This is a genomic window from Pedobacter sp. CG_S7 (assembly GCF_040544395.1).
Classification (GTDB): Bacteria; Bacteroidota; Bacteroidia; order Sphingobacteriales; family Sphingobacteriaceae; genus Pedobacter.
Map to the genome: position 1 here is coordinate 52572 of NZ_JBEONS010000012.1, position 25169 is coordinate 77740.

General features: G+C 37.2%; 23 protein-coding genes. 10 read left to right on the top strand and 13 right to left on the bottom strand.

Going from position 1 to position 25169, the window contains the following annotated elements; all coding sequences use genetic code 11:
- The first annotated feature begins 208 nt into the window (after positions 1-208).
- Genes AAKU52_RS08665 through AAKU52_RS08700 form a run of 8 tightly spaced genes read left to right on the top strand, consistent with a single transcriptional unit; the run spans position 209 to position 13829 of the window.
- Positions 209-3490, top strand: coding sequence for a SusC/RagA family TonB-linked outer membrane protein (locus AAKU52_RS08665; RefSeq protein WP_354332361.1), 3282 nt, complete (start codon positions 209-211; stop codon positions 3488-3490).
- A 21-nt stretch (positions 3491-3511) separates the two neighbouring features.
- On the top strand, positions 3512-5413 hold the full coding sequence (locus tag AAKU52_RS08670; RefSeq protein WP_354332363.1) for a RagB/SusD family nutrient uptake outer membrane protein: 1902 nt from the start codon (positions 3512-3514) through the stop codon (positions 5411-5413).
- A 17-nt stretch (positions 5414-5430) separates the two neighbouring features.
- Positions 5431-6135: a DUF3823 domain-containing protein gene (locus AAKU52_RS08675; protein WP_354332365.1), complete on the top strand. Its 705-nt coding sequence runs from the start codon at positions 5431-5433 to the stop codon at positions 6133-6135.
- Positions 6136-6173: 38 nt separating this feature from the next.
- Entirely contained in the window at positions 6174-9359 is a 3186-nt protein-coding gene (locus AAKU52_RS08680; RefSeq protein ID WP_354332367.1) for a PVC-type heme-binding CxxCH protein, read from the top strand.
- Positions 9360-9367: 8 nt separating this feature from the next.
- A complete protein-coding gene (locus AAKU52_RS08685; RefSeq protein WP_354332369.1) occupies positions 9368-10108 on the top strand; it encodes a ThuA domain-containing protein in 741 nt (246 codons plus the stop codon).
- Between the two features lie 48 nt (positions 10109-10156).
- Positions 10157-11299, top strand: a complete 1143-nt coding sequence (locus AAKU52_RS08690) for a Gfo/Idh/MocA family protein (RefSeq protein WP_354332372.1) — start codon at positions 10157-10159, stop codon at positions 11297-11299.
- A gap of 19 nt (positions 11300-11318) precedes the next feature.
- Positions 11319-12167 (top strand): sugar phosphate isomerase/epimerase family protein, encoded by an 849-nt coding sequence (locus AAKU52_RS08695; protein WP_354332374.1) that lies wholly within the window; start codon positions 11319-11321, stop codon positions 12165-12167.
- Positions 12168-12206: 39 nt separating this feature from the next.
- A complete protein-coding gene (locus AAKU52_RS08700; protein WP_354332376.1) occupies positions 12207-13829 on the top strand; it encodes an MFS transporter in 1623 nt (540 codons plus the stop codon).
- A 250-nt stretch (positions 13830-14079) separates the two neighbouring features.
- Here AAKU52_RS08700 and dnaJ read toward each other — a convergent pair whose 3' ends face one another.
- The 5 genes from dnaJ to AAKU52_RS08725 all read right to left on the bottom strand — a co-directional run bounded on the left by dnaJ (position 14080) and on the right by AAKU52_RS08725 (position 17986).
- Positions 14080-15261: a molecular chaperone DnaJ gene (gene dnaJ, locus AAKU52_RS08705; RefSeq protein ID WP_354332378.1), complete on the bottom strand. Its 1182-nt coding sequence runs from the start codon at positions 15259-15261 to the stop codon at positions 14080-14082.
- Positions 15262-15265: 4 nt separating this feature from the next.
- The gene (locus AAKU52_RS08710) at positions 15266-15874 is read right to left on the bottom strand and encodes a nucleotide exchange factor GrpE (protein ID WP_354332380.1); all 609 of its coding nucleotides are present in this window, start codon (positions 15872-15874) and stop codon (positions 15266-15268) included.
- A 127-nt stretch (positions 15875-16001) separates the two neighbouring features.
- On the bottom strand, positions 16002-16685 hold the full coding sequence (locus AAKU52_RS08715) for a cell division ATP-binding protein FtsE (RefSeq protein WP_354332382.1): 684 nt from the start codon (positions 16683-16685) through the stop codon (positions 16002-16004).
- Position 16686: 1 nt separating this feature from the next.
- A complete protein-coding gene (locus tag AAKU52_RS08720; protein WP_354332384.1) occupies positions 16687-16890 on the bottom strand; it encodes a fructose-6-phosphate aldolase in 204 nt (67 codons plus the stop codon).
- A 70-nt stretch (positions 16891-16960) separates the two neighbouring features.
- Entirely contained in the window at positions 16961-17986 is a 1026-nt protein-coding gene (locus AAKU52_RS08725; protein WP_354332386.1) for an acyl-CoA reductase, read from the bottom strand.
- Positions 17987-18055: 69 nt separating this feature from the next.
- Between AAKU52_RS08725 and AAKU52_RS08730 the strand changes: the two genes are divergently transcribed.
- A complete protein-coding gene (locus AAKU52_RS08730; protein ID WP_354332388.1) occupies positions 18056-18406 on the top strand; it encodes a 4Fe-4S binding protein in 351 nt (116 codons plus the stop codon).
- A gap of 96 nt (positions 18407-18502) precedes the next feature.
- Here AAKU52_RS08730 and AAKU52_RS08735 read toward each other — a convergent pair whose 3' ends face one another.
- Positions 18503-18952, bottom strand: a complete 450-nt coding sequence (locus AAKU52_RS08735) for a universal stress protein (protein WP_354332390.1) — start codon at positions 18950-18952, stop codon at positions 18503-18505.
- Between the two features lie 66 nt (positions 18953-19018).
- Here AAKU52_RS08735 and AAKU52_RS08740 point away from each other — a divergent pair, with 66 nt between their 5' ends.
- Positions 19019-19786, top strand: a complete 768-nt coding sequence (locus tag AAKU52_RS08740; protein ID WP_354332392.1) for a C40 family peptidase — start codon at positions 19019-19021, stop codon at positions 19784-19786.
- Here the strand turns inward: AAKU52_RS08740 and AAKU52_RS08745 are convergent, their stop codons facing one another.
- The 7 genes from AAKU52_RS08745 to hisB form a co-directional block, all read right to left on the bottom strand.
- On the bottom strand, positions 19787-20263 hold the full coding sequence (locus AAKU52_RS08745) for an OsmC family protein (protein ID WP_354332394.1): 477 nt from the start codon (positions 20261-20263) through the stop codon (positions 19787-19789).
- A gap of 167 nt (positions 20264-20430) precedes the next feature.
- Positions 20431-21333, bottom strand: coding sequence for a WD40 repeat domain-containing protein (locus AAKU52_RS08750; RefSeq protein WP_354332396.1), 903 nt, complete (start codon positions 21331-21333; stop codon positions 20431-20433).
- A 10-nt stretch (positions 21334-21343) separates the two neighbouring features.
- Complete coding sequence (gene hisIE / locus AAKU52_RS08755; protein ID WP_354332398.1) at positions 21344-21934, bottom strand: bifunctional phosphoribosyl-AMP cyclohydrolase/phosphoribosyl-ATP diphosphatase HisIE; 591 nt, start codon at positions 21932-21934, stop codon at positions 21344-21346.
- Positions 21931-22686 (bottom strand): imidazole glycerol phosphate synthase subunit HisF, encoded by a 756-nt coding sequence (hisF, locus tag AAKU52_RS08760; RefSeq protein WP_354332400.1) that lies wholly within the window; start codon positions 22684-22686, stop codon positions 21931-21933. The genes hisIE and hisF overlap by 4 nt, the downstream gene beginning before the upstream one ends.
- Before the next feature lie 2 nt (positions 22687-22688).
- Positions 22689-23438 carry a 1-(5-phosphoribosyl)-5-[(5-phosphoribosylamino)methylideneamino]imidazole-4-carboxamide isomerase gene (gene hisA / locus AAKU52_RS08765; RefSeq protein WP_354332402.1) on the bottom strand — a complete coding sequence of 250 codons (750 nt, stop codon included), beginning with the start codon at positions 23436-23438 and terminating at the stop codon, positions 22689-22691.
- A 1-nt stretch (position 23439) separates the two neighbouring features.
- Positions 23440-24033, bottom strand: coding sequence for an imidazole glycerol phosphate synthase subunit HisH (hisH, locus tag AAKU52_RS08770; protein ID WP_354332404.1), 594 nt, complete (start codon positions 24031-24033; stop codon positions 23440-23442).
- On the bottom strand, positions 24034-25167 hold the full coding sequence (hisB, locus tag AAKU52_RS08775; RefSeq protein WP_354332406.1) for a bifunctional histidinol-phosphatase/imidazoleglycerol-phosphate dehydratase HisB: 1134 nt from the start codon (positions 25165-25167) through the stop codon (positions 24034-24036). It abuts the gene before it with no gap.
- Positions 25168-25169 lie beyond the last annotated feature (2 nt).

The following is a 25169-nucleotide window of genomic DNA, read 5'->3' on the forward strand; positions in this document are numbered from 1 at the left end:
AGGTCCTTGGTAGGTCAATTAGACCTGCCAAGGACCTACCAACCACCTACCAAGGATAAGGAAAGGACGTGTGGTTCTTTTACTCATAACTTTCCGAGTTCCCATTTAAATTGAGACAAAATGAGGAAGTTCTGATACAAATCTGTTGAGTAACCTAAGCCTAAAACGTCATATTTGATAATCAACTTACTAACCAAATATTTGATGTATGAAATTTTACTATTTATTGGTGTATAAGCTTGCCGCTTATACATCTAACCAATTTATGCAGGGTAGGAATTCGAGAATATTTCGACTCCAGCCGGCTTTTACAAAACAGATGAGCATGCGTATTAACCTTACCATTATTCTGTTGAGTACAGTATGCCTTCAGATAAGCATGGCAGGAAACGGGCGAAATTTACTTCCGCCACCACAAGCACCAACCGGTATTATTAATGGAAAAGTAAGCGATAACAACGGCATCGCGCTTTCTAATGTAACGGTGAAAATTGATGGTTCCATAAAACAAACCAAGGCTACTGATGCCAAAGGTAATTACAGCTTCATCAACCTGACAGAAGGAACTTATACCATTAGCTTTTATTATATAGGTTTTATAGGAGCTAGTAAAACGGTCACTCTGAAAGAAGGACAAACCAATATCACTAATATCACCTTGCTTGACGAAGCCAGTAAATTAGAAGAAGTGGTTGTTGTAGGTTATGGAACCCGTAAGAAAGAAACCCTAACCGGCGCTATTTCTACAATTACGTCAAAAGATATTGGGCGTGTACACGGTGGATCTACTGTAGGAACAGCACTTGCAGGAAAACTACCCGGCGTAACTTTCCGTATGCCAGATGGACGACCAGGAGCAAGCGCTAATATTCAGATACGTAACCTTGGTAATCCGCTATATGTTATTGATGGTATTCAGCAAGATGCTGGTCAGTTTAATAATTTGGCTCCCAACGATATTGAAAGTATTACCGTGTTAAAGGATGCCTCTGCTGCAATTTATGGTGTGCGTGCTGCAAATGGAGTAGTAGTGGTCACTACAAAAAGAGGTGCACTAAATACACCTAACACCATCAATATTGACTCTTATATGGGGTTTCAAAATTGGTCAAGATTTGTTAATGTGTTAGACAACTCTTATGATTATATGCGATATCGGGCAGATGCAGAAATTAATCGATATGGAAGTACAACAATTACACCAGCAGAATTAGATAAATATAAAACCGGTACTGAATTAGGTTATCAGAGTTTTGATTGGAAAGATTTTATTTTAAAAAATAATGCACCACTTAATTCCATAAACTTAAATGCTACTGGAGGTTCTGAAAATATTAATTATTATTTATCGGGTACTCATCTTTATCAGAATTCTGTTTTAGGTCGTGAATTTAAATTTATGCGTACTAATATCCAATCTAATGTAACGGCAAAAATTGCGTCGGGCTTAAAGGTGGGTGTCAATATAAATGGACGTATTGAAAGTAGGGAAAATCCTGGGGTGCCAGGAGGAGATGATTATTGGTTGGCACGATTTGCTATTTTAAGAAATACGCCACTGGAAAGACCTTATGCCAATGATAACCCTGAATACTTGAACGATATTAAACATAATGAAACCAACTGGGCATACCTTAATTATAAAAATGCGGGTAGATATCGTGACGATTGGCGTGTTTTACAAACCAACTTTACAGCAGAATATCAAATACCAGCAGTGGAAGGTTTAAAATTAAGTGGAGTTTATTCTTATTATATTGCTGATAAAGTTTTAAATAACCATGAGTATACCTATAAAACTTATACTTATAATAAATTAAATGATTCCTACCTGGCTACAGGAGGTAGTACCAACCCTTGGCGCGAGCGCGAGCAGGCAAAGAATATTAATCAAAGTGCACAGCTACAATTGAATTATAACAGAACCTTTGGCAACCATAATATTGATGCAACGGTAGTGGGGGAAAGAATTAACAATAACAGACTCCGAAATTGGATCCATGCTGTACCTAGTACTAATGTGCTTCCGCTTATTTATTTTAACACAGCAGATTCTTATAATGATAGCGAAAATAGAGAAGCAAGGATCGGTTACATCGCACGATTAAATTATAGTTTTGCCAATAAGTATTTTATAGATGTATCTGCCAGAAGAGATGCCTCTTATTTATTTGCTCCAGATAAACGCGTAGGTTATTTTCCTGGAGTTTCCGCAGGTTGGAGAGTTTCACAGGAAGGGTTCTTTAAAAACCTTTTAGGTGATGAGCCAATTATTAGTGAGCTAAAGTTTAGGGCTTCCTATGGTGTTCTTGGTGATGATGCAGGATTAGTTGATCCATTTGCTTACCTGGAAGGATATAATTATAATGAAGGAGTTGCCATTTTAGATGGACGAGCTGTTGTTGGGTCAAGAGATAGGGGTGTTCCAATTACAAATATATCCTGGCTTAAAAGTAAAATATTCGATGTAGGTGTAGACTTTAGTCTCTTCAAAGGCAAACTATCAGGTACCTTCGATTACTTTAATAGAAAACGAACAGGTTTGCTTGGCACAAGATACGATGTGTTAGTTCCAAGTGAATTAGGCTATAGCTTGCCCCGGGAGAACGTGAACAGTGATGCGCAAACTGGTCAGGAAATATCATTAGCTTATAATGGCAATGCAGGTGAATTAAATTTCACTCTTGGTGGCAACGCTTCTTATTCCAGGTCCAAAAATCTAGATTCTTATAATCCTGTTTTCTTTAATTCATGGGATCAATATCGGAATTCTCAAGAAAACCGGTATGCTAGAATCAATTGGGGATATGAGACGATTGGTCAATTTGCTTCCATGGAAGAAATTAATAATTATCCGGTTAATAATGATGGACAAGGAAATAGAACAATGCTTCCTGGAGATTTGATTTATAAAGATTTTAATAATGATGGAAAAATTAACAGTTACGATGAAAGACCAATTGGCTATGGTGTGGGTACACAACCTAATATCAATTTTGGCTTAAATATAGGATTAGCTTATAAAGGATTTGACTTTCATGCTGATTTTTCTGGAGGTGCAGGCTACACATGGTATCAGAACTATGAAACAAGGTGGGCCTTTCAAAATGATGGTAATTTAAACACCATATTTACAGATAGATGGCATCGGGAGGATATGTATGATGTAAACAGTAAATGGATTCCAGGTAAATATCCCGCTAATAGATTTAATGAAGGCGGACATCGGAATTATAATATCGGTTCTACATTTTGGGCTCATAATGTTAAGTATTTAAGAGTGAGAACGATTGAGTTTGGTTATTCCTTACCAAGCACTTTAATTAACAAGATTAAGATTCAAAAAGCAAGGTTTTATGTTAATGGATACAACCTGTTTTCATTTGATAATTTAAAAAGCTTTGGTGTTGATCCAGAGGTAGCAGATGAGAACGGACTTCAATATCCACAGAGCAAAGTGATAAACTTTGGCGTAAACCTTTCCTTTTAGTAAATCTTTATAACAAATTTTATGAAAAAGATTATTCAAATAACTATACTCACTTTAATGCTTGGTGCATGGGGGTGTAAAAAAGACAGTGAATTTTTGGATGTTAAGCCTATCTCCATACTTGATAATGAGCAAGCATTCTCTGATCCTGCACAGGTATTGTCCATATTGGCAAACCTATATAATCGTCAGATAGATTTTTCGACGGTGAAAGACTGGGCAAGTATGGCCGATTTTAGCGAAAGCTTTCCTTCTGAAAATGGAAGAGCATATATTGTTCAGCGAAATAGCTGGGGTTTTGGTGAATGGGGTATTAATTGGTTTGATTCTTACGCTTATATCCGCGAATTAAATTTGTTTCTTATTCGGGCAGAGGCTGCAAAAACTTTATCGGCTTCAGATAAGGCTAGATTTCTGGCTGAAGCGCGTTTCCTTAGAGCAAATTTTTACTTTGAAGTTGTAAAAAGAATGGGTGGTGTTCCTTTAATTTTAGAGCCGATGCTTTATGACTTTAAAGGAGATCCTACCTATCTTCAAAAGGCAAGATCAAAAGAATCTGAGATTTATGATTTTGTAATTAGCGAAGCAGAAGCAATAAAGGGATTTTTACCTAGTGATGCAAATACCAAGTCGAGAGCTTCAAAGGGTGCTGCCTTAGCTATGGAAGTGAGAGCGGCATTGTATGCTGGGTCTATTGCAAAATATGGTGTTAATTCTGCTCAGGTATCTCTACCCGGCGGAGAGGTTGGAATACCTGCCAGCATGTCCAATGCCTATTACACCATTGCTTTAAAAGCTGCAAAAGAAATTATAAGCGGTTCGGCAGGTACTTATGCATTATATAATAGCAAGCCTAATTTATCTGAAAATTTCGCCAGTATTTTTCTCGATAAAAACAATAATCCAGAATCTATTTTTATTGAAGATTTTAAATTGAAAAGTGGTAAGGTTCATGGCTTTACTGTAGTTAACCAACCTCGTTATGGTGCAGAAGAGGAAGAGGGTGGTCGTTTAAATCCATCTCTTAACCTAGTTCAGGCTTTTGAAAAACTTGACAATACCTATGCCGCAATTCCGGCTAATGATATTTTAGGTAATCCTATTTATTATACAGATCAAACGGATATTTTTGCAGGTCGTGATGCCAGACTTGCAGGCACAGTGATTTTGCCAGGAACTGAGTTTAAAGGTAGAAAAGTAGACATTTGGGCAGGCTATCAATTAGCAGATGGAAGCATTATTACTGGTGATGATAGAGGGGCACAAAAAACTTTGCCTGGAACTAGCACACCCGTTCAAGTGGTAGGTTTTGATGGGCCGGTAAGTGGGAAAGAATTTACAGCTCAAAGTGGTTTTTATATTCGTAAATACCTTGATCCATCTCCAGGTGCAGGCTCTAGGGGTACAAATAGTGAAGTTCCTTTTATCCGGTACCGCTATGCAGAGGTATTGCTAAATGCTGCCGAAGCGGCATTTGAATTAGGTGATAAAGGTGCTGCAGCGCTTTATATGAACCAGGTTCGTGCAAGAGCAGGATTAATTATTCCTTTAACGGCCGGTGAAATAACTTTTGACCGGATTGTTCATGAGCGCCGTGTGGAGCTTTCTTTTGAAGGTCATATTCTTTTTGATATGAAGCGTTGGAGAATTGCTCAACAAGTTTGGGATGGCAATGCCATGAGTGTTTCAAATCTTGTTTCAAACATTGGACAAGCAACAAAAAGAAATACGCAGCCTTATGGCTTATGGTCTTATAAAATTCATAATCCAGGGAATTTAAATAATGGAAAATGGGTTTATAAAATTGTGTTACCAGCATTAGTTACTGGGACCAATAGATTCCAATTAGGTAATTATTACTCCACGATTGATGATAATGTTAGAACCAATAATCCGAAAATCGTTAGACAACCAAATCAATAGCGTTTTAAATTAAAAAGATGATGAAAATTTCAATCAAACATATAGTCCTGTTTTTGTGTTCATTGAGTTTGTTTTCCTGCAAAAAAGACAACTACGATGCACCTGGATCCCAATTAAGTGGAAGACTCGTATATAAGGGAGTGCCTATTAATGTAGAATATAACCAGGTTTCCTATGAATTGTATCAATTTGGGTTTGGAAAAGTAGGTTCCATGAACGGCACTTTCGATCAGGATGGCAAATATTCGATGCTATTATTTGATGGCGAATATAAAATGGTAATTCCTAATGCTCAAGGCCCATTTAAATGGAAAAAAACTATAACAGGTAATCCTGATTCTCTTTCTATAAAAGTTAGCGGTTCACAAACATTAGATATTGAAGTTACTCCATATTACCTATTAAGCAATGTAAAACTAACAGGAAGTGGAACGTCAGTTTCGGGAGTATTTAAACTCGACAAAATTATTACGGATATTGATGCAAAAGATGTAGATTATGTAACACTTTATATTAATAAAACTTTATTCGTTTCTGCGGCAAACAATATTGCAGTTTCAACGATAAACGGAAGGGCCATTACAAATGCAAGTAGCATTAACTTACAGGTTAATGTACCTGCAATGACTCCTACTCAGAATTATGTCTTTGCCCGCATTGGAGTAAAGATTGCCGGTGTAGAAGACATGATCTTTTCACATGTAGAGAAGATAAATCTTTAATACAATCTTAAATTAGTACACAAACACCTATAAGAAAAATGATGATATCAAAAATTAAAAAAAAGAAACATTGCTCCATTAAAATCAGAACTGCGACCATACCAAAGCGGACAAGTTTTATTTTACTTTCATTAAGTCTCATTTTATTGATAATAGGGAGTTGTACACCAAAAATTGTAACCAATAAAGAAAGTGCACTAATTAGTGAAACCGCTGTGTCGCCAAAAAGAATAGAAGTACTCTTTCTTGGAAATAACAGCACCCATCATGACTCTTATAAATATGCCCCATGGTTAGCGATTAAATTATTTAAAAGTGGTATAAACCTTACCTATACTGCTGATCTTAAGGATCTGAATAAAGAGAACTTAAGTAAATACGATGGTTTAATTATCTATGCTAATCATGATTCTATCGCACCAGCACAAGAAGCTGCCTTAAAAGAATTTGTTGAAGGTGGTAAAGGACTTATCCCTTTGCATTCTGCAGCTGGCTGTTTCAAGAATTCATCTTGGTATAAACAAACTATTGGTGGTGAGTTTGCATCACATGGGACTGGTGATTTTAAAGGAATTATTTTAAAATCAGATCATCCTGTTATGAGAGGTATAACTGAATTTGAAACGTGGGATGAAACCTATGTTCATAAAAGTTTAAACCCAGATATGACAGTTTTGATGGAACGTAGGGAAGGCAATACCAAGGAGCCTTATACGTGGGTGCGCAAACAAGGTGAAGGTCGTGTTTTCTATACCGCTTATGGTCATGATGAAAAAACCTGGACTAATTTAGGATTTTTAGATCTAGTTAGAAATGGTGTTCTTTGGGCAGTAGGAGATAAAGCCGTTGCTGGAGTTAAAGCAATGAACATTCCTAATGTTGATATTTATGATGCAGATACCATCTCGAAATTTACAGCGCGCCATATTGTACCGAAAATGCAAGAAGCATTGGCCCCTGCTGAGTCTAATAAATTGACTCAGGTACTAGCTGATTTTGATATTAAGTTGTTTGCTGCTGAGCCAGATATCATTAATCCAATTGCTATGGCATGGGATGAAAGAGGAAGATTATGGATTGTTGAATCTGTTGATTATCCGAATACTTTTGTTGAAACTGATGGTTTAGCTAATGATCGTATCAAAATTTGTGAAGATACCGATGGGGATGGTGTAGCTGATAAGTTTACTATTTATGCAGATAAATTAAACATTCCAACAAGCATCGTCTTTTCTAATGGGGGCGTAATTGTAGCTGTGGCTCCTGATTTTTTATTCTTAAAAGATACCAATGGTGATGATGTTGCCGATGTAAGGCAAGTAATAATGACAGGATGGGAAAAAAATGATACCCACTCCGGTCCTTCAAATTTACAATATGGATTTGATAATAAAATTTGGGGAGTAACAGGTTACTCAGGTTTTAAAGGTGATATTAATGGAGAGAAATTAGAGTTTCGACAAGGGGTTTACAATTTTAAGCCTAACGGGAAAGATTTTGAGTTTTTAGCAGGTACGAGTAACAACACTTGGGGTTTGGGAATGACGGAAGATAACAACGTGTTTATTTCGACTGCAAACAATACCCACAGTGCATTTTATTCGATGCCTGAAAAATTACTTAAGAATAAATTGCCTAAAAACCCTGATTTTCCATATATCTCAGCAGTACAAAAATTGGATGGTCATTATGACCTTCATACCATGACTCCAAATTTGAGACAAGTAGATGTTGTAGGAGGGTTTACAGCAGCTGCCGGACATCATTTTTATACCGCTAGAAATTTTCCAAAAGAATATTGGAATCGCATGGCTTTTGTAACGGAGCCTACTGTTCGATTGGTTCATAATGCAATTTTAGAACCAGATGGAGCAGGTTTTGTTGAGAAAGATGGATGGAATCTTTTAGCAAGCTCTGATGAATGGTTTGGTCCGGTGCAAGCTGAAGTAGGTCCGGATGGTGCTGTATGGATAGCGGATTGGTATAATTTTATTATCCAACATAATGTATTTGTACCCGCACAAGCACCCGTAGAATTTATTTTACCATTTAAAGATCTACCTCATGGAAAAGGAAATGCTTTTTCAAGTCCTTTACGTGATATTAACCATGGTCGGATTTATCGTGTTGTTTATAAAGGCGCCAAAACAGCGGCACCATTAAAACTATCTAAAACTGATTTGCCTGGATTATTGAATGCGCTAAAGAATGATAATAAATTTTGGCGGACTACCGCTCAACGATTAATAGTAGAATCACAAAATAAAGAAGCGCTTACAGGCTTATATGAAATTGCAAATAACTTACAAGTTGATGAAATTGGTTTAAATAGTCCTGCTGTTCATGCTTTATGGACTATTGATGGCTTGGTTAACTTAAACGGTGCTCCAACAGCTGCTTTGCAAGTTGTAGAAAAAGCATTAGATCATCCTGCAGCAGGAGTTAGAAAAGCTGCCGTACAAATTATGCCTAAGAATTCTAATGGCATAACGGCTATCGATCGTCACGGTTTATTGAAAGATCCTAATTTGAATACTCGTCTGGCAACTTTTGTGGCTTTGGCTTTGATACCAAGTTCAGATCAAGTAGGTGAGCTGCTTTATAATGCCAGCTTAATTAAAGAAAATGAGCAGGATAAATGGTTGTCGCAAGCCCTTTACTCAGCTTCAGTAAATCATCATGAGGGATTTTTGAAAGCGGCTAAAAAACAAGGTGCGGCATTAAAAGGCTCGTTCACCGAAAGAATTAGCTTGGCTATTGAGCAGCAATTTCCTGTGAAAAAAGTAACAGCCGTAGTAAAAGCTCCTGTAAAGAAAGTCGTTGCTCCAAAACCAGCGGTTAAAAAGACCACTAATATTGTGCTGCGGGTAGTTAAGGATATTATGCAGTATGATAAAAAGCTGATTAATTTAAAAGCGGGAGATAAAGTTTCCCTTCGCTTTGAAAATCCAGACGGTATGCAGCATAATTTATTAATTATTAAGCCTGGGACTCTTCAGAAAGTAGGAGCTGCAGCCGATGCTTTGTTAAGAAATCCAAAAGCCGCTGATCTGCAATATGTTCCAAACATACCTGAAGTTTTATTTTCAACTAAAATTTTAAATCCTGGTGAATCATATGTGTTGGAATTTACAGTACCCAATACTCCTGGTGATTATCCTTTCGTTTGTACTTTCCCAGGTCATTGGCGTGGTATGAACGGTATTATTCGTGTAACTAAATAGTGTATCTTATGAAAAATAAATCATTTTATATGAGTCGTGTATATTCTGGAATTGTAATGCTTTCACTTGTTCTGCTATCCTTAGGGGTTGCAGCGGCAAGTGGAGGTAAAGCCATTCGCGTGCTAATGGTAGGCGGTGGTTCTTCTCATGATTTTGATCGCTGGTATAAAGGCGCAGATGTAAAAACACTTGAAAGCGATCATTTTGCCCAGGTAACCTATATTGACGATGTAAAAGAAATCCTCAAGCATTTACCAACTGTTGATGTCCTTTTTTTAAGTAACAATCAACCCATTGAGGATGCTGCTACGCGTAAAGCTATATTGGATTTTGTGGCCGCAGGAAAAGGAGTTGTATTGGCGCATGCTGCGCTTTGGTATAATTGGAAAGACTGGCCGGTTTATAATCAGAAAATAGTGAGTGGGGGGACAAACAACCACGATAGTTATGGCAATTTTGAGGTAGTACTCTCCAAAACCAAACATCCTGTTACTAAAGGGGTAGATAAGAAATTTGAGCTTAAAGACGAATTATACCATTATAAGTTAGATGCAACCGGACCAGGTATTGAAGTGCTTGCAGTAGCAAAAAATGCAGGTTCTGAAACTTCCTATCCTTCTATATTCGTTGTTAAAAATCCGAAAGCGAGGATAGTAGCCATAGCGCTAGGACATGATGCCGCTTCGCATGATATCTTAAATTACCAGAAGCTTTTAATAAATGCGGTAAAGTGGGTAGCTCATCACTAATATTAAATCAACAATACATATAAATTATAATATCAAAAACAAATGACCATGGATCAGAAAAAAATCACCGTTGTAATTATAGGAATGGGTTTTGGTAAGGAATTCATCCCAATTTATCAAGCGCATCCAAATGTTAAAGCAGTGGGAATCTGTACACGTAATGAAAATACTTTAACCGAATTAAAAAATAAGTTCAATCTTGATGAAAATTTATGTTTTACCAATTTTGATGATGTAGTAAAAAGAGAGGATGTAGATGCCATTCATATTGTTACCCCTGTTCCGGAACACGCACAGATGACCATTGCTTCTTTAAATGCAAACAAACATACTGCTTGCACCATACCTATGGCTATGACTGTTGCTGATTGTACCGCTATTGTTGAAGCAAAAAGAAAAGCCAACAAAGTATACATGATGATGGAAACTGCGCTTTATACACGTGAGTTTTTGTACGGACTTAAGCTTGCAGAAACAAATAAGTTAGGGCGAATTCAGTTTGTTAGAGGATCTCATATTCAGGATATGAGTATGGAAGGATGGGGTGAGTATTGGAAAGGTTTTCCGCCAATGTTAAATGGTACACATGCCATTTCACCGTTATTGCGCATCAACAATACCAAAGCTGAATCTGTAGTTTGTCATGGTTCAGGTAAACTAAGTGATGATTTGGCTAGCCGGTACAATTCTCCATTCGCTGTTGAAACGGCAACTTTTAAGTTGAAAAACTCTGATGTTGTGGCTGAAGCTACCCGTTCACTGTTTGATGTAGTGCGTCAATATAGAGAAAGTTATGATGTATATGGTGATAAAATGTCGTTTGAATGGGAACAATTACAAGATGAAAGTCATGTGATTTTTGATGGTGGAGAAAATGCACATCGCATAGATGTACCTGATACAGATGATCTTTTGATTGATGAAATTAAAAACTTTACTAAAAGAGAAAAGATTGATGACCCTAACCATGTTTCCTTTTTACAAGGTGCTGGTCACGGAGGTTCACATCCTCATTTAGTTCAAGAATTTGTAGCAGCCATTGTTGAAGGCAGAAATTCTACAGTGGATGCAGATGTAGCTGCAAACTATACTTGTGCAGGGATTTGTGCACATGAGTCTGCCATGAATGGTGGAATAAGAGTTAGCATTCCTGATTTTGAATTGGTAGAAGAGGAAAAGGCTATTTTATAAACATTTTAATTTATTTCACATGAAATTTGGGGTAAGTACATTCGTTTGGGTATCACCTTTTAATACGGGTTCCTTTGATCTTATTTATAAGATTAAAGATATGGGTTACGACATTATTGAAGTAGCCGTCGAGGATAAAAATATTATTGACTGGCCTAAATTAAAGCGCATTGCAGATGAAGTTGGGCTAAGTATCACTATAAGTGGGGCATTTGGTGCAGAGCGGGATATCTCTAGTGATAATCCTGACTTTAGGACCGGTGGACTAAACTATATCATCGACTGTATTAAAATTGCAAGCGAAATGGAAAGCCCTATTTTCGGTGGACCAGTATATTCGGCAGTTGGAAAAACCAGATTGGTTTCTGATGAAGAAAAAAAGAAAGAAAGAAATTGGTGTGTAGAAAACCTATTTAAAGCTTCAAAAGTTGCTGAAGAATTTGGCGTTATAGTCGGTCTTGAGCCATTAAACCGCTTTGAAACAGATATGGTGAATACTGCTGACCAGGCGCTTTCTTTGATAAGGGAAGTAGACAGCCCATATCTTAAAATATTATTGGATACTTTCCATTGTAATATTGAAGAAAAAAGCATCCCCAATACCATTCGTAAAGTAGGTAAAGACCTTTGTCACCTGCAAGGCAATGAATCTGATAGAGGCACTCCTGGAACAGGAAATTTAGACTGGCTAGGTATAAAACAGGCTTTGCAGGATATTGAATACAAAGGGGCAATCGTTATTGAAACTTTTGGTGCGCCATCTAAAGAATTGGCCAGGGCTGCCAGTATTTGGCGGCCACTTGCCAATAGTGCTGATGAACTTGCCAGTGAAGGACTTGCCTTCTATAAACATTTGTTTTCCTCCTAACCCGATCAAATTTAACATTTACCTTTAACCTAAACCCTTATGAATACAGAAAATAATAAACCAATAGATACCATTGGAGTAGATGAACGTTCCCGGAAAATTCTTTTCTGGGGCTGTTTTATTGTTTTGGTTGCCTCTGCTTTTGGTTTTGTTTTCCGCTCTTTTTTAATGCCTTATTGGGGCACTCAATTTGACCTAAGCAAAACTCAACAAGGAGAGATTTTTGGTGTTAGTTTCTGGCCTTTTGGTATTAGTATCGTCGTTTTTAGTTTAATCATTGATAAAATAGGTTACAAAAAATCAATGATCTTTGCATTTGTTTGTCATTCACTTTCAGTGGTGCTTACTATTATGGCCGACGGATATTGGATGCTTTATATGGGAACGTTTCTTTTTGCTTTGGGTAATGGCGCTGCTGAAGCTGTGGTTAATCCAGTTGTTGCAACGATGTTTCCGAAGGAAAAGACAAAATGGTTAAATATTCTACATGCTGGTTGGCCAGTTGGAATTGCAATAGCTGGAATGATGGGAATTGGAATGATACATTTCGGGTTTAATTGGGAAGTCATTATTGCTATAATTATGTTTCCTGTTTTAACGTATGGTTTCTTAATTGCGAAGCGGCACTTTCCAATTAATGAGCGAGTAAGAGCTGGGGTTACTTATTTGGAAATGCTTAAAGAGGTTGGTGTGCTTGGTATCCTTATTATTGTTGGCTTGTGTACCTTTCAATTAGGAACGCTTTTTGGTTGGTCCTATTTAACAAGTAGCGTTATTACCATTCTAATAGCTGCTATTTTTGGATATTATGTAAGAGCACTCGGAAGACCGCTTTTTATCTTACTCTTATTGCTTATGATTCCTTTAGCAACAACAGAGTTAGGAACCGATAGCTGGATAACAGATTTGATGACTCCTGAAATGAAAAAAATAGGGCTGCAGGGAGGATGGGTTTTGGTTTATACTTCTATTATCATGGCCATTCTTCGGTTTTATGCCGGGCCTATTGTGAAAAGATTTTCTCCTTTAGGTTTATTAGCAATTAGTGCTTTTATTGCAGCTTTAGGATTACAATTCCTTTCTTATTCTGCTGGCTTTGTCATCATTATTGCAGCAACAGTTTACGCTTTAGGTAAAACTTTTTTTTGGGGAACTATGTTAGGTGTTGTTTCTGAGCAGTTTCCAAAAGGAGGAGCTTTAGCTTTAAATTTCACTGGTGCAGTAGGACAAGTGGGTGTTGGTGTAATTGGTGCTGTATTTTTAGGCACAATACAAGACAAGCAATTGGATCAGAATTTAATTAACTATGATCAGAAAAACCAAACCGAATACCACAATACCTATATCACCGAAAACAAAAAAAGTATTTTCGGCGAGTATAAATCCTTAGATAATGATAAGTTAAGCAAGGCATCAGCGGAAACGCTTGTAACCATTTCAAGTGTTCAAAATGAGGCTAAAAAGGATGCATTAAGAACGGTGTCTTTTTTGCCCTGGATTTTGTTCTTTTTCTATTTAGCTTTTATTATTTATTTTAAAATGTTTAAAGGAGGGTATAAACCTGTGCTGCTCGCAGAATTGCCTGAAATAGGATTATTAGAAGATGAAGACAGTTTAACAATTGATGACGATACCAAAGCTGAAGAAGTGATTATTAAATAGCTTAATATTTCTTTTTTTATGGAAGTAAATAGGCAGTAGTTAAGAATTGCTATATAATGTTGATGGTGAGGGAATTTGCGCCTATTCGCCAATCTGACCCCTCGGAGTCGGTGAGCTTTTAAAACGGCAATTTTCCATGTGAAAATTGCCGTTTTTTTATAATTAATAGAACCTTTTAAAAATGAAGGCTGTTTTAGAATAACAGGTTTGAATTTGAAAAGCCTCTTAAAATTTATAAATAAGGTTTCTTTTATTCGAAATATTCTTTCATTTTTTCAAAGAAACTCTTGTCATTCTTACCTGGTTGAGGTTTAAAATTTGGTGAATCCCTTAGTTTTTCCAAAAGTATTCTTTCTTCTGGACTTAAAGCCTTTGGTGTCCAGATGTTAACATGAATAATCTCATCACCACGTTGGTAAGAATTAATTTCAGGAATACCTTTACCCTTAAGGCGTAGTAGTTTACCACTTTGCGTGCCTGGTTCAATTTTGATTTTGGCCTTACCATCAATGGTAGGCACCTCAGCACTGTAACCTAAAGCAGCATCTATAAGAGAAACATGCAAATCGTAAACGATGTTATTGCCTTCACGTTTTAAAGTTTCATGTGGAATCTCTTCTATCAAAATGATCAAATCTCCGGGAACACCACCATTAGGGGCAGCATTACCTTTGCCGCTCATGCTTAATTGCATCCCGTCACTTACTCCTGCAGGAATATTGATGGTAATGGTCTCTTCGCCACGAACAGTTCCTTCACCATGACAAGAAGTACACTTAGAAGTAATTTGTGAGCCAGAACCATTACAAGTAGGGCAGGTAGCTGTAGTTTGCATCTGACCTAATATAGTATTGGTTACCCTGCGTACTGACCCTGCTCCACCGCAAGTACTACAAGTGCTGATCGAAGATCGGTCTTTAGCACCAGAACCTTCACATGTTTTACAAGTGATTTGCTTATTTACTTTTATCTTTTTCTCTGCACCATTGGCAATTTCTTCCAGGGTGAGTTTAACTTTAATTCTTAAATTAGAACCTTTTGCAACACGTCTGCCTCCGCGCGATTGGCCACCGCCACCGCCAAAGAAACTGTCAAAAGGGCTGCCGCCGCCGCCACCGCTGCCGAAGATATCGCCAAACTGACTAAATATATCTTCCATGTTCATACCGCCACCACCGTAGCCACCGCCGCCGCCACCAGATGCACTTCCAACACCGGCATGACCATAATGATCATATCTTTGTTTTTTCTCCGGATTACTTAAAACTTCGTAAGCTTCAGCTGCTTCCTTAAATTTATCTTCTGCAGATTTATCATCAGGATTTTTATCCGGATGAAATTTAATAGCAAGCTTACGGTAAGCTTTTTTTATCTCTTCCGCTGAGGTGGTTTTACTAACCCCAAGCACATCATAATAATCTCTTTTACTCATAATATTAACTACCCACTACCACTTTGGCAAAGCGAATTACTTTGTCATTTAAAGTGTATCCTTTTTCTAACACATCTAAAACTTTTCCTTTTAACGCCTCATTTGGCGCTGGAATATTCGTTATTCCTTCATGCAAATCTGTATCGAAAGGCAAATTCATGCTTTCCATTTCTTTTAGACCTTTTTGAAGTAAAAGATTTTTTAATTTGCTATGTACCAATTGCACACCTTCTTGAACGGCTGTAATGTCTGTTGCGTTTTCCATTGACTTATTTGCACGATCGAAATCATCCAATACAGTTAATAAGGAAACAATAACATCTTTTCCTGCAGTTTGTAAAAGTTCTACACGTTCTTTTTGAGTACGACGTTTATAGTTGTCAAATTCAGCAAATAGACGTAAATATTTGTCATTTAAAGCTGCATTCTCTTCTTGTAGTTTCTCTTCTGCACTTAGTTCAACAGGAGGTTCAGGGAGGCTTGCTTCGTCATGTGTAGCGTTTGTTTCTTTATTTGCCACTTCATCATTAGATTGCTCAACGTTTACCTGCTCTTCAGACTGGTTACCCGAGAGCGGATTTTCATTATCGTTTTTTTTCTTCTTGCTAAACATAGGTACAATAGAATTTTTTGAGGTTAAACTCAAAAGGTTTGCCAATAGAATATATCAGCCACCCTGTCAGTTTAAAATTAAACCTACTGACCAGAATGGCTGAAAAAGTAATATATGTCAGAATTATTTAGACGAATGTAGCGTCTTCGTGTACCAATCCACCTTCACATTTGATTATTCTAGAAGGTAGGGTACGGATGATGTGGTAATCATGAGTTGCAATTAATACGGTAGTTCCATTAAGACTTATTTTTTTAAGGAGATTTACAATCTCTTCAGAAGTTTCGGGATCTAAGTTTCCTGTAGGCTCATCTGCCAATATGATTTCAGGATTATTTAATAACGCTCTGGCAATAACTATTCGTTGCTGTTCGCCACCTGAAATTTCATGAGGCATTTTTTTGATTTTCGAACGTAGGCCTACTTTGTCCAAAACATCCTTAATTCTTTCATGGATCAGGCTTTTATCTGTCCATCCCGTAGATTTTAATACAAATTCAAGGTTTTTTTCAATCGTTCTGTCGGTAAGCAATTGAAAATCCTGAAATACAATACCTAACTTCCGTCGTAGATAAGGAATATCCTTATCGGATAGTTTTTTGAGGTCAAATCCAGCAATTTCGCCTTCGCCATTGCCAATATGCAGTTCGCCATATATAATCTTTAATAAACTGCTCTTGCCAGAGCCAGTTTGGCCGATTAAAAATACAAACTCTCCTTTATCAATGCTTAAGTCAACATTGGATAAAACCAGGTGTTTTTGTTGAAAAACATCTACATTTCTTAAATTTATAACTGCGTTTCCTGCCATTTTAAATATCTAATTTCTTGATTTGTCCGAAAGGCAAATCTTTAATAATATTCATTATATAAGGTAGCTTATCGGCCAAACCCAATTTTTCTAATGATTTGTCTGGTCTATCTACCCTGAAATATGCGAGTAAGGTAAACTTCTCATCACGCAATTGTACATAATCGGGGATTTTGGCTATACCTTTTACTTTGATAACATACATTGTTCAAAAATAGTATTTCAAAATGAGAAATAGGCATGTTGTTTTTTTTGCCCAAGCTTACAACAGTCATTTAGCTTGATAGGGTATTAAGGAAAGCTATCGTATTAATGTTATCAGCATAATCCCAAAGTTTAGGACTTTGACTTTGTCCGAAACCCGATATACCGGTATTGAGCTGAAGTTCTGCTGTAGTAACCACACATTGAATGTTGTTCTCTGCTACTTTTAGCGCCTGCTCTAGCTCTTTTATATTTTTATAGGTTTCATAATATAAAACGGCGAGTGGAGAACTAAGGTTGGTGTCTTCTTTTAATAACAAAAATCCATTATCAAAATGCTTTGCTGCATTAACGAGGTAAATAGATTTGTTATAATCGTAATTGTTGTTGTATTTGAAGTGATTAAAAATCTGTTTATAGGACTCTAAAGGTTCAAAGAAGTTTTTAATGTCATAGTCTTCGGGAAGATAAATTTTAGAAACATTGCGGCAGCCTAATCCAAAATAATCAAATATATCATGACCTAATTCTTTAATATCTTCTGTACTTTCTTTTCCTGTAATTACGGCAACACTATTTCGGTTTTTACGAATAATATTAGGCACTTTTCCGAAATAATACTCGAAATACCTTGAGGTATTGTTACTTCCCGTAGCAATAATAGCATCAAAATCCTTCAACCTCTCTGTGTATACAATTTTATCAGCAAATAAAGGTTCGATTTTAAGGAGTTCAGCTAGTAATGCAGGTAATAGTTGGTCATCTGAAGAAGAGAGTTTAATTAAGGCAATATTCCCAGTAGCTAAAACGCATAATACATCGTGAAAGCCAACCATTGGGATGTTCCCTGCTAAAATTAGTCCTACTTTTTGAGGTTTTTTTGTAATAATAATCTCTTTAAACCATGTTTCGAGGTCGTTTTCTTGGAGCATTAGCTGCAATGATGCCAATGAACGTTCTACTTCATTGATTGTAAACCAAGCGTTTCGATTAGGGGCCGACAAAACCAGGTTTTTAAAATTTTCATCAGGCTGTTGAAGGAATGAACTTAGTTTTTTGAAAGCAATAATTATTTTTTCTGCAGTAAGGAAAGACATATTGAAACTAAAATTAAAGTATAAGTGTTATATTTGCATACAAAGTTAGCAAAAGATATACACGAAGACATGGCTATTATAATTACAGACGAATGTATTAATTGCGGAGCATGTGAGCCGGAATGCCCAAATAATGCAATTTATGACGCAGGCTCGGCCTGGAGATTTTCTGATGGTACCAATCTAAATGGTATTATTGATTTTGGAGGTAAACAAATCGATGCGGAAGCTGCACAGGAAGCGGTATCTGATGAGGTATATTATATCGTATCTGATAAATGCACTGAATGTAAAGGTTTTCATGATGAACCGCAATGTGCTGCTGTTTGTCCAGTAGATTGTTGCATAGATGATGAAGATGTACGCGAAACCGAAGAAGAATTATTAATGAAAAAGAACTGGTTACACCAGGAAAAATAATATTTCCTTATATTTTTAAAATGAAAGGTGGTTTTTGGACTGCTCCCATAAAGTGTCTAACTTTATGGGAGCAGTCCAAAAACCACCTTTTTTATTTTATACTTCCGCTTTATTTGGTATAATTAATACTGGGCAGGCAGATTTTCTGGCCACGTGTTCAGCCACACTTCCCATTAAAAAGTGGTACAAGCCTGTTCTTCCATAAGTTCCAATAACGATCAAGTCTGAACCCCATTCATCTGATTGCTGTATAATGCCGTGTGCTGCACTATCTATCACGCTCAGGTAAGTGGTTTTTATACCCTGACTATATTTGCTTTCAATTTCTTTTAACAATAAATTGCTATTTTCTTCACTATTGTCGTAAGTTTCCAGAAAAACAGGAGCTAAAGTCAAATCCGGGTTAATATTGGCAGGCACAGGCTCAATGATATTTACCAGTGCTACCTCTGCATCAAAAGTTTTGGCAATTTCATAACCCGTTTTAGCTGCTTTTTCAGAGCATGTACTGTTATCAACAGCTATTAATATTTTTTTTAAATTCATAGTTTTGGATTATTTTATATCTAAAATTAACAATTTAACTGCTTACTTTTATGCTTTAATATAATTATGGAAGAACAATATGCAATATGTAGGGTAGCTATAGCACCAATAAGGGCAGAAGCAAGTGATCAGGCAGAAATGGTTTCACAGTTGTTGTTCGGTGACGGGGTTAAAGTACTTGAAAAAACAGACCGATGGTGGAAAATTCAAAATGCTGATGATAATTATGAAGGCTGGGTAGATTTTAAACAAGTTATTTCCTATTCTAAAAGTCAGGCGTCGGGTTTTATGGCGCCTGCAGCAATTCATAATGCCATTACAGCTGCAGATGGCAGTAAATATTACCTTCCCGCAGGCAGTAATTTACCCGGTTTTAATAATGGATATTGCTTTTTAGCTGATGAAAAGTTTAAGGTTGAGTTTGAACCTTTAGTAGTTGATTTTAACCAGCCAATTGTGGATATAAAAGAGCTGGCCTTATTTTTTAAAAATGCGCCTTACCAATGGGGTGGTCGTACAATATTTGGCATAGACTGCTCTGGATTTGTACAGACGGTATTTAAAATGGCTGGGTTGAAGTTAAAGAGAGATGCTTCCCAACAGGTGGAAGACGGGGATACCGTAGATTTTCTTTCAGAAGCACGTTGTGGTGATGTTGCTTTTTTTGACAATGAAGAAGGGCGGATCGTCCATGTCGGCATCCTTTTATCTAATAATGAAATTATCCATTCTTCCGGCAAAGTGAAAATTGATCCGGTTGATGATCAGGGTATCTACAGTAAAGAACTACGTAGATACTCACACAAGCTCCGGATCATCAAAAGATTTTTCTAGTTAACTCTGTTCTACAAGGCATTGCGGTTCATGGGTAATAGGGAAATTACAGGAATTAGCTATAAAACACATTTTCTTTGCCTGTTCATGAAGGTTTATAGCTTTTTCCAAATGAGCCTGATCTGAAATGGTTACAACTGGGTGTAAAACTACCTCTTTAAACCGGCCACTTCCATCTGTATTTTCCATCATTTTGCCTATGGCCTTGTCTTTATAGTCCAATACAATGATGCCGTTCTCTGAACAGAGGTGAAGGTACCAGAGCATGTGACAGGAAGAAATAGCTGACACGAGCAAGTCTTCGGGATTATGTTTACGCTTATCTCCTAGAAATACTGAATCTGAAGAGCCGTAGATATCTGGTTTATTGATGATGGAAATGACGTAATTTCTATCATAGGATCTATAATCCATTGTTCCTGAACCTTTATTGCCAGCCCATACCAGGCTTGTTTGATACTGATGTTCCTTAGCCATAATTTATACTTAGTTTCCACCAATTTAAACATTCTTAGGGTTATTACTAGTTTTTTTGAAATTAGTTTCTCCCAATGGCTGTTCTCCCTTTATTCCTTTGCTCCGTTATATTCCAATTACTTTGATTATTGGAAAGTAGATAAAACACGTATGACTTTTGATTTCACTTAAACTTGGGAGAACTCCCAGATCTTAACCTGCCGGTCATCACCTGTTGAAATCAGGTACTCGCCTTTTTCGCTCCATATCATTTTATTGATAGAATGGAAATGGCCGTCCACACCTTTATCATTGCTCAGGATCTTCAATAGTTTAAAATCTGTGCTACTCCAGAGTTTAATGCTTTTATCCTGACTGCAGGTTGCAAAATAGGGTAGGTTTGGATGGAAGGCAATGCTATAAATGCTGAAAAGATGAGCTGGGATATTTTGTTGCAGTTTATACCCTGGCAGGTTCCATATTTTAAGTTGTGCATCGCGGCTGCCAGAAATCATGTACTTTCCCGAAGGAGCATATTGTATGGAGGTAATAGGCATGGTGTGTTCCTCTAACACGCTGGAAAGACTATAATCTTCAGTTTTATAGATTCTGATGATGCCGTCTTTAGCTCCGATTGCGACTTCTTTTTCGTCATTACTAACAGCAATGACCCTAATGGTATTTTCAATTACGGTGAAATGGTAGAGCAGAGAAAAGTTCTTTAAAGACCATATAGCAATATTTCCATCTTCTCCAGTGCTTAATATTTCGTTTTTATACGCTATTGTTTTGATATCAAAAACACCTTTTTGATGGAATTTTAACTTTGCTATGGTTTGCTGTTTCTGAAGATCAAAAACCAGTATCGAACCACTAAGCTGGCCAACAAATAGCAAGTTTTGGTAGCGGTGTAAAGCATAAACAGAACTTTGCACCGGTAAAACAACTTTAATGAAGGCCATATTACTTAATGACCATTCCACCACACCCTTATCATTTCCAGCACTATAGAAACGATCAGCAGTTTCTCCATGTGCTAAAGCATAGATTGGGTTTTGATGACCATTTAGGTTTTGTGAAAGTTTAAGCATCTAAAATTAGTTATTTTTTGTGTCTACTTTCCAGGTTCAGAGCAATGTCGTTTAGGCTTTTACCTTTTTCTTTCAATAAGACCAATAAGTGAAAGACAAGGTCTGAACTTTCATTAACGAAATCTACTTCTGTCTCGTTTAGAGCAGCAATTACAGTTTCTACACCCTCTTCGCCCACTTTTTGAGCAATCTTATTCAAGCCTTTTTGTCGAAGTTTGTTAACATAAGATGCTTCATTTGGATTGGCATAACGGTCTGCAATAATATTTTCCAGTTCAAAAATAAAGTTCTGGTTGTAGTTTGTTTTAAAACAACTGCGGTTACCAGTATGGCAAGTAGGGCCTATAGGATTTACCTTTATCAATAAAGTATCATTATCGCAATCTAAATGACTTTCTATGACATTCAAGTAGTTGCCGCTGCTTTCTCCTTTTGTCCACAACCTATTTTTTGTGCGCGAGAAAAAGGTTACTTTACCTTCATTTTGGGTTTTTGTCCAGGCTTCCTGATTCATATACCCTAACATCAATACCTCTAAAGTTTGTGCATCCTGGATAACAACAGGAATTAAACCATTACTTTTTTCAAAATCTATATTCATAACCTTACCGGTATGTCGTGTTTTTTTAATTCTATTTTTAAATCTGGAATGGCAATTTCGCCATAATGGAATACAGAAGCTGCTAAAGCAGCATCTACACCCGTTTGCGTAAACACTTCTAAAAAATGTTCCATATTGCCTGCTCCACCTGAAGCAATAACAGGGATATTTATACTTTTGCAAATCTCACTAAGTAGCTTGCAGTCAAAACCCTGTTTTGTACCATCATGGTCCATTGAGGTAAGTAGGATTTCTCCAGCACCATGTGCTTCAGCCTGTTTAATCCATGTTTCAGTTTCTATAGCTGTTGCAATTCTGCCACCATTAAGGTGGACCAGGTTTTTACCGCCGACAAGCTTTGTGTCTACGGCTAAAACAACAAACTGCACACCAAAGGCCTTCGCCAGCTCTTCAATTAGCAAGGGGTTTTTAACGGCTGCAGAGTTGATGCTAATTTTATCAGCACCAGCGTTCAAGAGTGCTTCAGCATCAGCAATGGAGGTAATTCCACCCCCAATGGTAAAAGGGATGTTTAGCTGACGAGCAACAGATTTAACCATTTCAATCATGGTTTTCCTACGTTCGTTTGTGGCGGTGATATCTAAAAATACCAGCTCATCAGCACCTTGCTGTGCATATTGCCAGGCTAACTCTACTGGGTCGCCAGCATCTTTTAAGTCAACAAAGTTTACGCCTTTAACAGTCCGGCCGTCTTTAACGTCCAGACAAGGGATAATACGTTTACTTAACATAATTATAGAGATGACATTGCTTTAAGGTTCCATTGTTTGATTTCTTCAATAGAAATGCGTTTTTCATAAATAGCCTTACCCACTACGACAGAACGAATATCATATTTTGCCAATTCTTCAATGTCCTTCATAGAACTGATTCCCCCAGAAGCAATCAATTTAATAAAAGGAGAGTGACTAAGTAATTTCTCATACAGTTCAACAGCAGCTCCACCCAATTTGCCATCCTTATTGATATCTGTGCATAAAAAGCGGAAGAAGCCCAGTTGTAAGCACTTGTCGATATAATCCATCAATTTTATTGGTGAACTTTCCATCCAGCCAGAGTATTTGATCACTTCATCGAGCACGTCAATAGCAACGACGATCCTGTTTGCATAATCATATTTTTTACCTACTTCTCTACTCAGTTCTTCTAAGAAATCAGGGTTAGTAATGGCTTGTGTACCCACAATAACCCGGTGTATGCCCGCGTCAAGAAGTTTGGTTACCTGCTCAATGGTACGTATTCCACCACCGTATTGCACACGCATATCAGTTTTACTGATGATGTCAAATAGTTGCTGCTGATTACTGAAATCACCTTTAGCACCATTTAAGTCAATGATGTGGATAAATTCAGTACCATTGGAACGATAGGTTTCAATCATTTCGGCAATGGAGACATCATATTCAGTCTTTTGGTTATAATCGCCCTCTACTAATCGGACTACTTTTCCATCTAAAATATCAATTGCGGGTATTATGTACATTTTATTGTTTTAAAGTTGAAAAATTTAATAATAAACGTTCTCCAGCTGTACTTGATTTTTCTGGATGAAACTGCACACCATAAAAATTAGCCTTTTGTATCGCTGCCGAAAATTGAACACCATAATTTACTGTGGCAATATCAAATGTAGGATTATATTCAATGAAGTAGGAATGAACGAAGTAAAACTGTGCTTCATTGTCAACACCTTCGAACAGGCTGTTGTTTTTAAAGTTTACATTATTCCAGCCCATGTGTGGGATCTTAATGTGGGTATCTTTATCAAATAACAGGGTTTTTATGGGGAAAATGTTCATTAAAGCAGCGTCGCCTTCTTCAGAATGTTGTGTAAGTAATTGCATACCTACACAGATACCTAAAACAGGTTTTTTAAGCTGTTTAATGGGCTCCACCAATCCGGTTTGCAGTAGTTTTTTCATTGCTGATCCTGCATGACCAACACCTGGGATGATAATATGGCTATATTTTTCCAGGTCTGCAGCGGTATCAACCATGCCATAAGCAATGTTTAACCGTTTTAAGGCAGAAGTAAGGGAAAAAATATTGCCAGCACCATAGTTTACTATTCCAATCATCTATAATACACCTTTTGTGCTTGGTAAAACTAATTTCTCTGCATCACGTTTGATGGCCATTTTAATGGCTTTTGCAAAGGCCTTAAATATAGCTTCTATTTTGTGATGTTCGTTGTCACCTGCTGCTTTTATATTTAAATTGCACTTTGCAGCATCGCTGAAGGATTTGAAAAAGTGGTAAAATAGCTCTGTTGGTACATCGCCCACCTTTTCGCGTTTAAATTCTGCATCCCAAACAATCCAGTTTCTTCCACCAAAATCTATGGCTACCTGAGCCAGGCAATCATCCATTGGTAAACAGAAGCCATAACGCTCTAAACCAAGTTTGTTGCCAATAGCCTTTGCAAAAGCCTCTCCAAGGGCAATTCCGGTATCTTCTACGGTATGGTGTTCGTCAATATGCAAATCACCTTTAGTAAGGATGTCAAGATCTATGCTGCCGTGGCGGGCAATTTGATCCAGCATGTGATCAAAGAAATGAAGGCCAGTGTTGATCGCAGCCTTTCCCGTGCCATCAAGGTCAATTTTGATGCTTATTTTTGTTTCATTGGTGTTGCGCTCATGGGTAACAGTCCTGCTTCCAGCACGGAGGAAAGTATAGATATCTACCCAATTTTGAGTCTTTAAGCCAATAAACTCCGTTAAATGTGCAGTTGAAAGTTCAAATTCTGTTGCCCCTAAAGCTTCGTTATTGCATACCCAGATGGCTTTTGCACCCAGGTTTTTAGCCAGAACGATGTCATTTATCCGGTCTCCGATCACATAAGAGTTTGCCAAATCATAATCACCGCTAAAGTATTTTTGCAATAACCCAGTATTTGGTTTTCGAGTAGGCGCATTCTCATGGGCAAATGTCTTATCTATGATGATTTCACTGAAGGTGATTTCTTCATTGGCCAGGGTTTTAAGAATGAAATTATGTACTGGCCAGAAGTGCTCTTCAGGGTGGGCAGCTGTGCCCAAGCCATCCTGGTTGGTAACCATAACCAATTCAAAATCTAGTTCCCTGGCAATTTTTGATAAATAATATAATGCCTTAGGGTAAAATTCGAGCTTGGCAAAAGAATCTATTTGCTCGTCTTCTGGTTCTAGAATCAGCGTTCCATCACGATCTATAAAAAGTAATTTCTTCATTT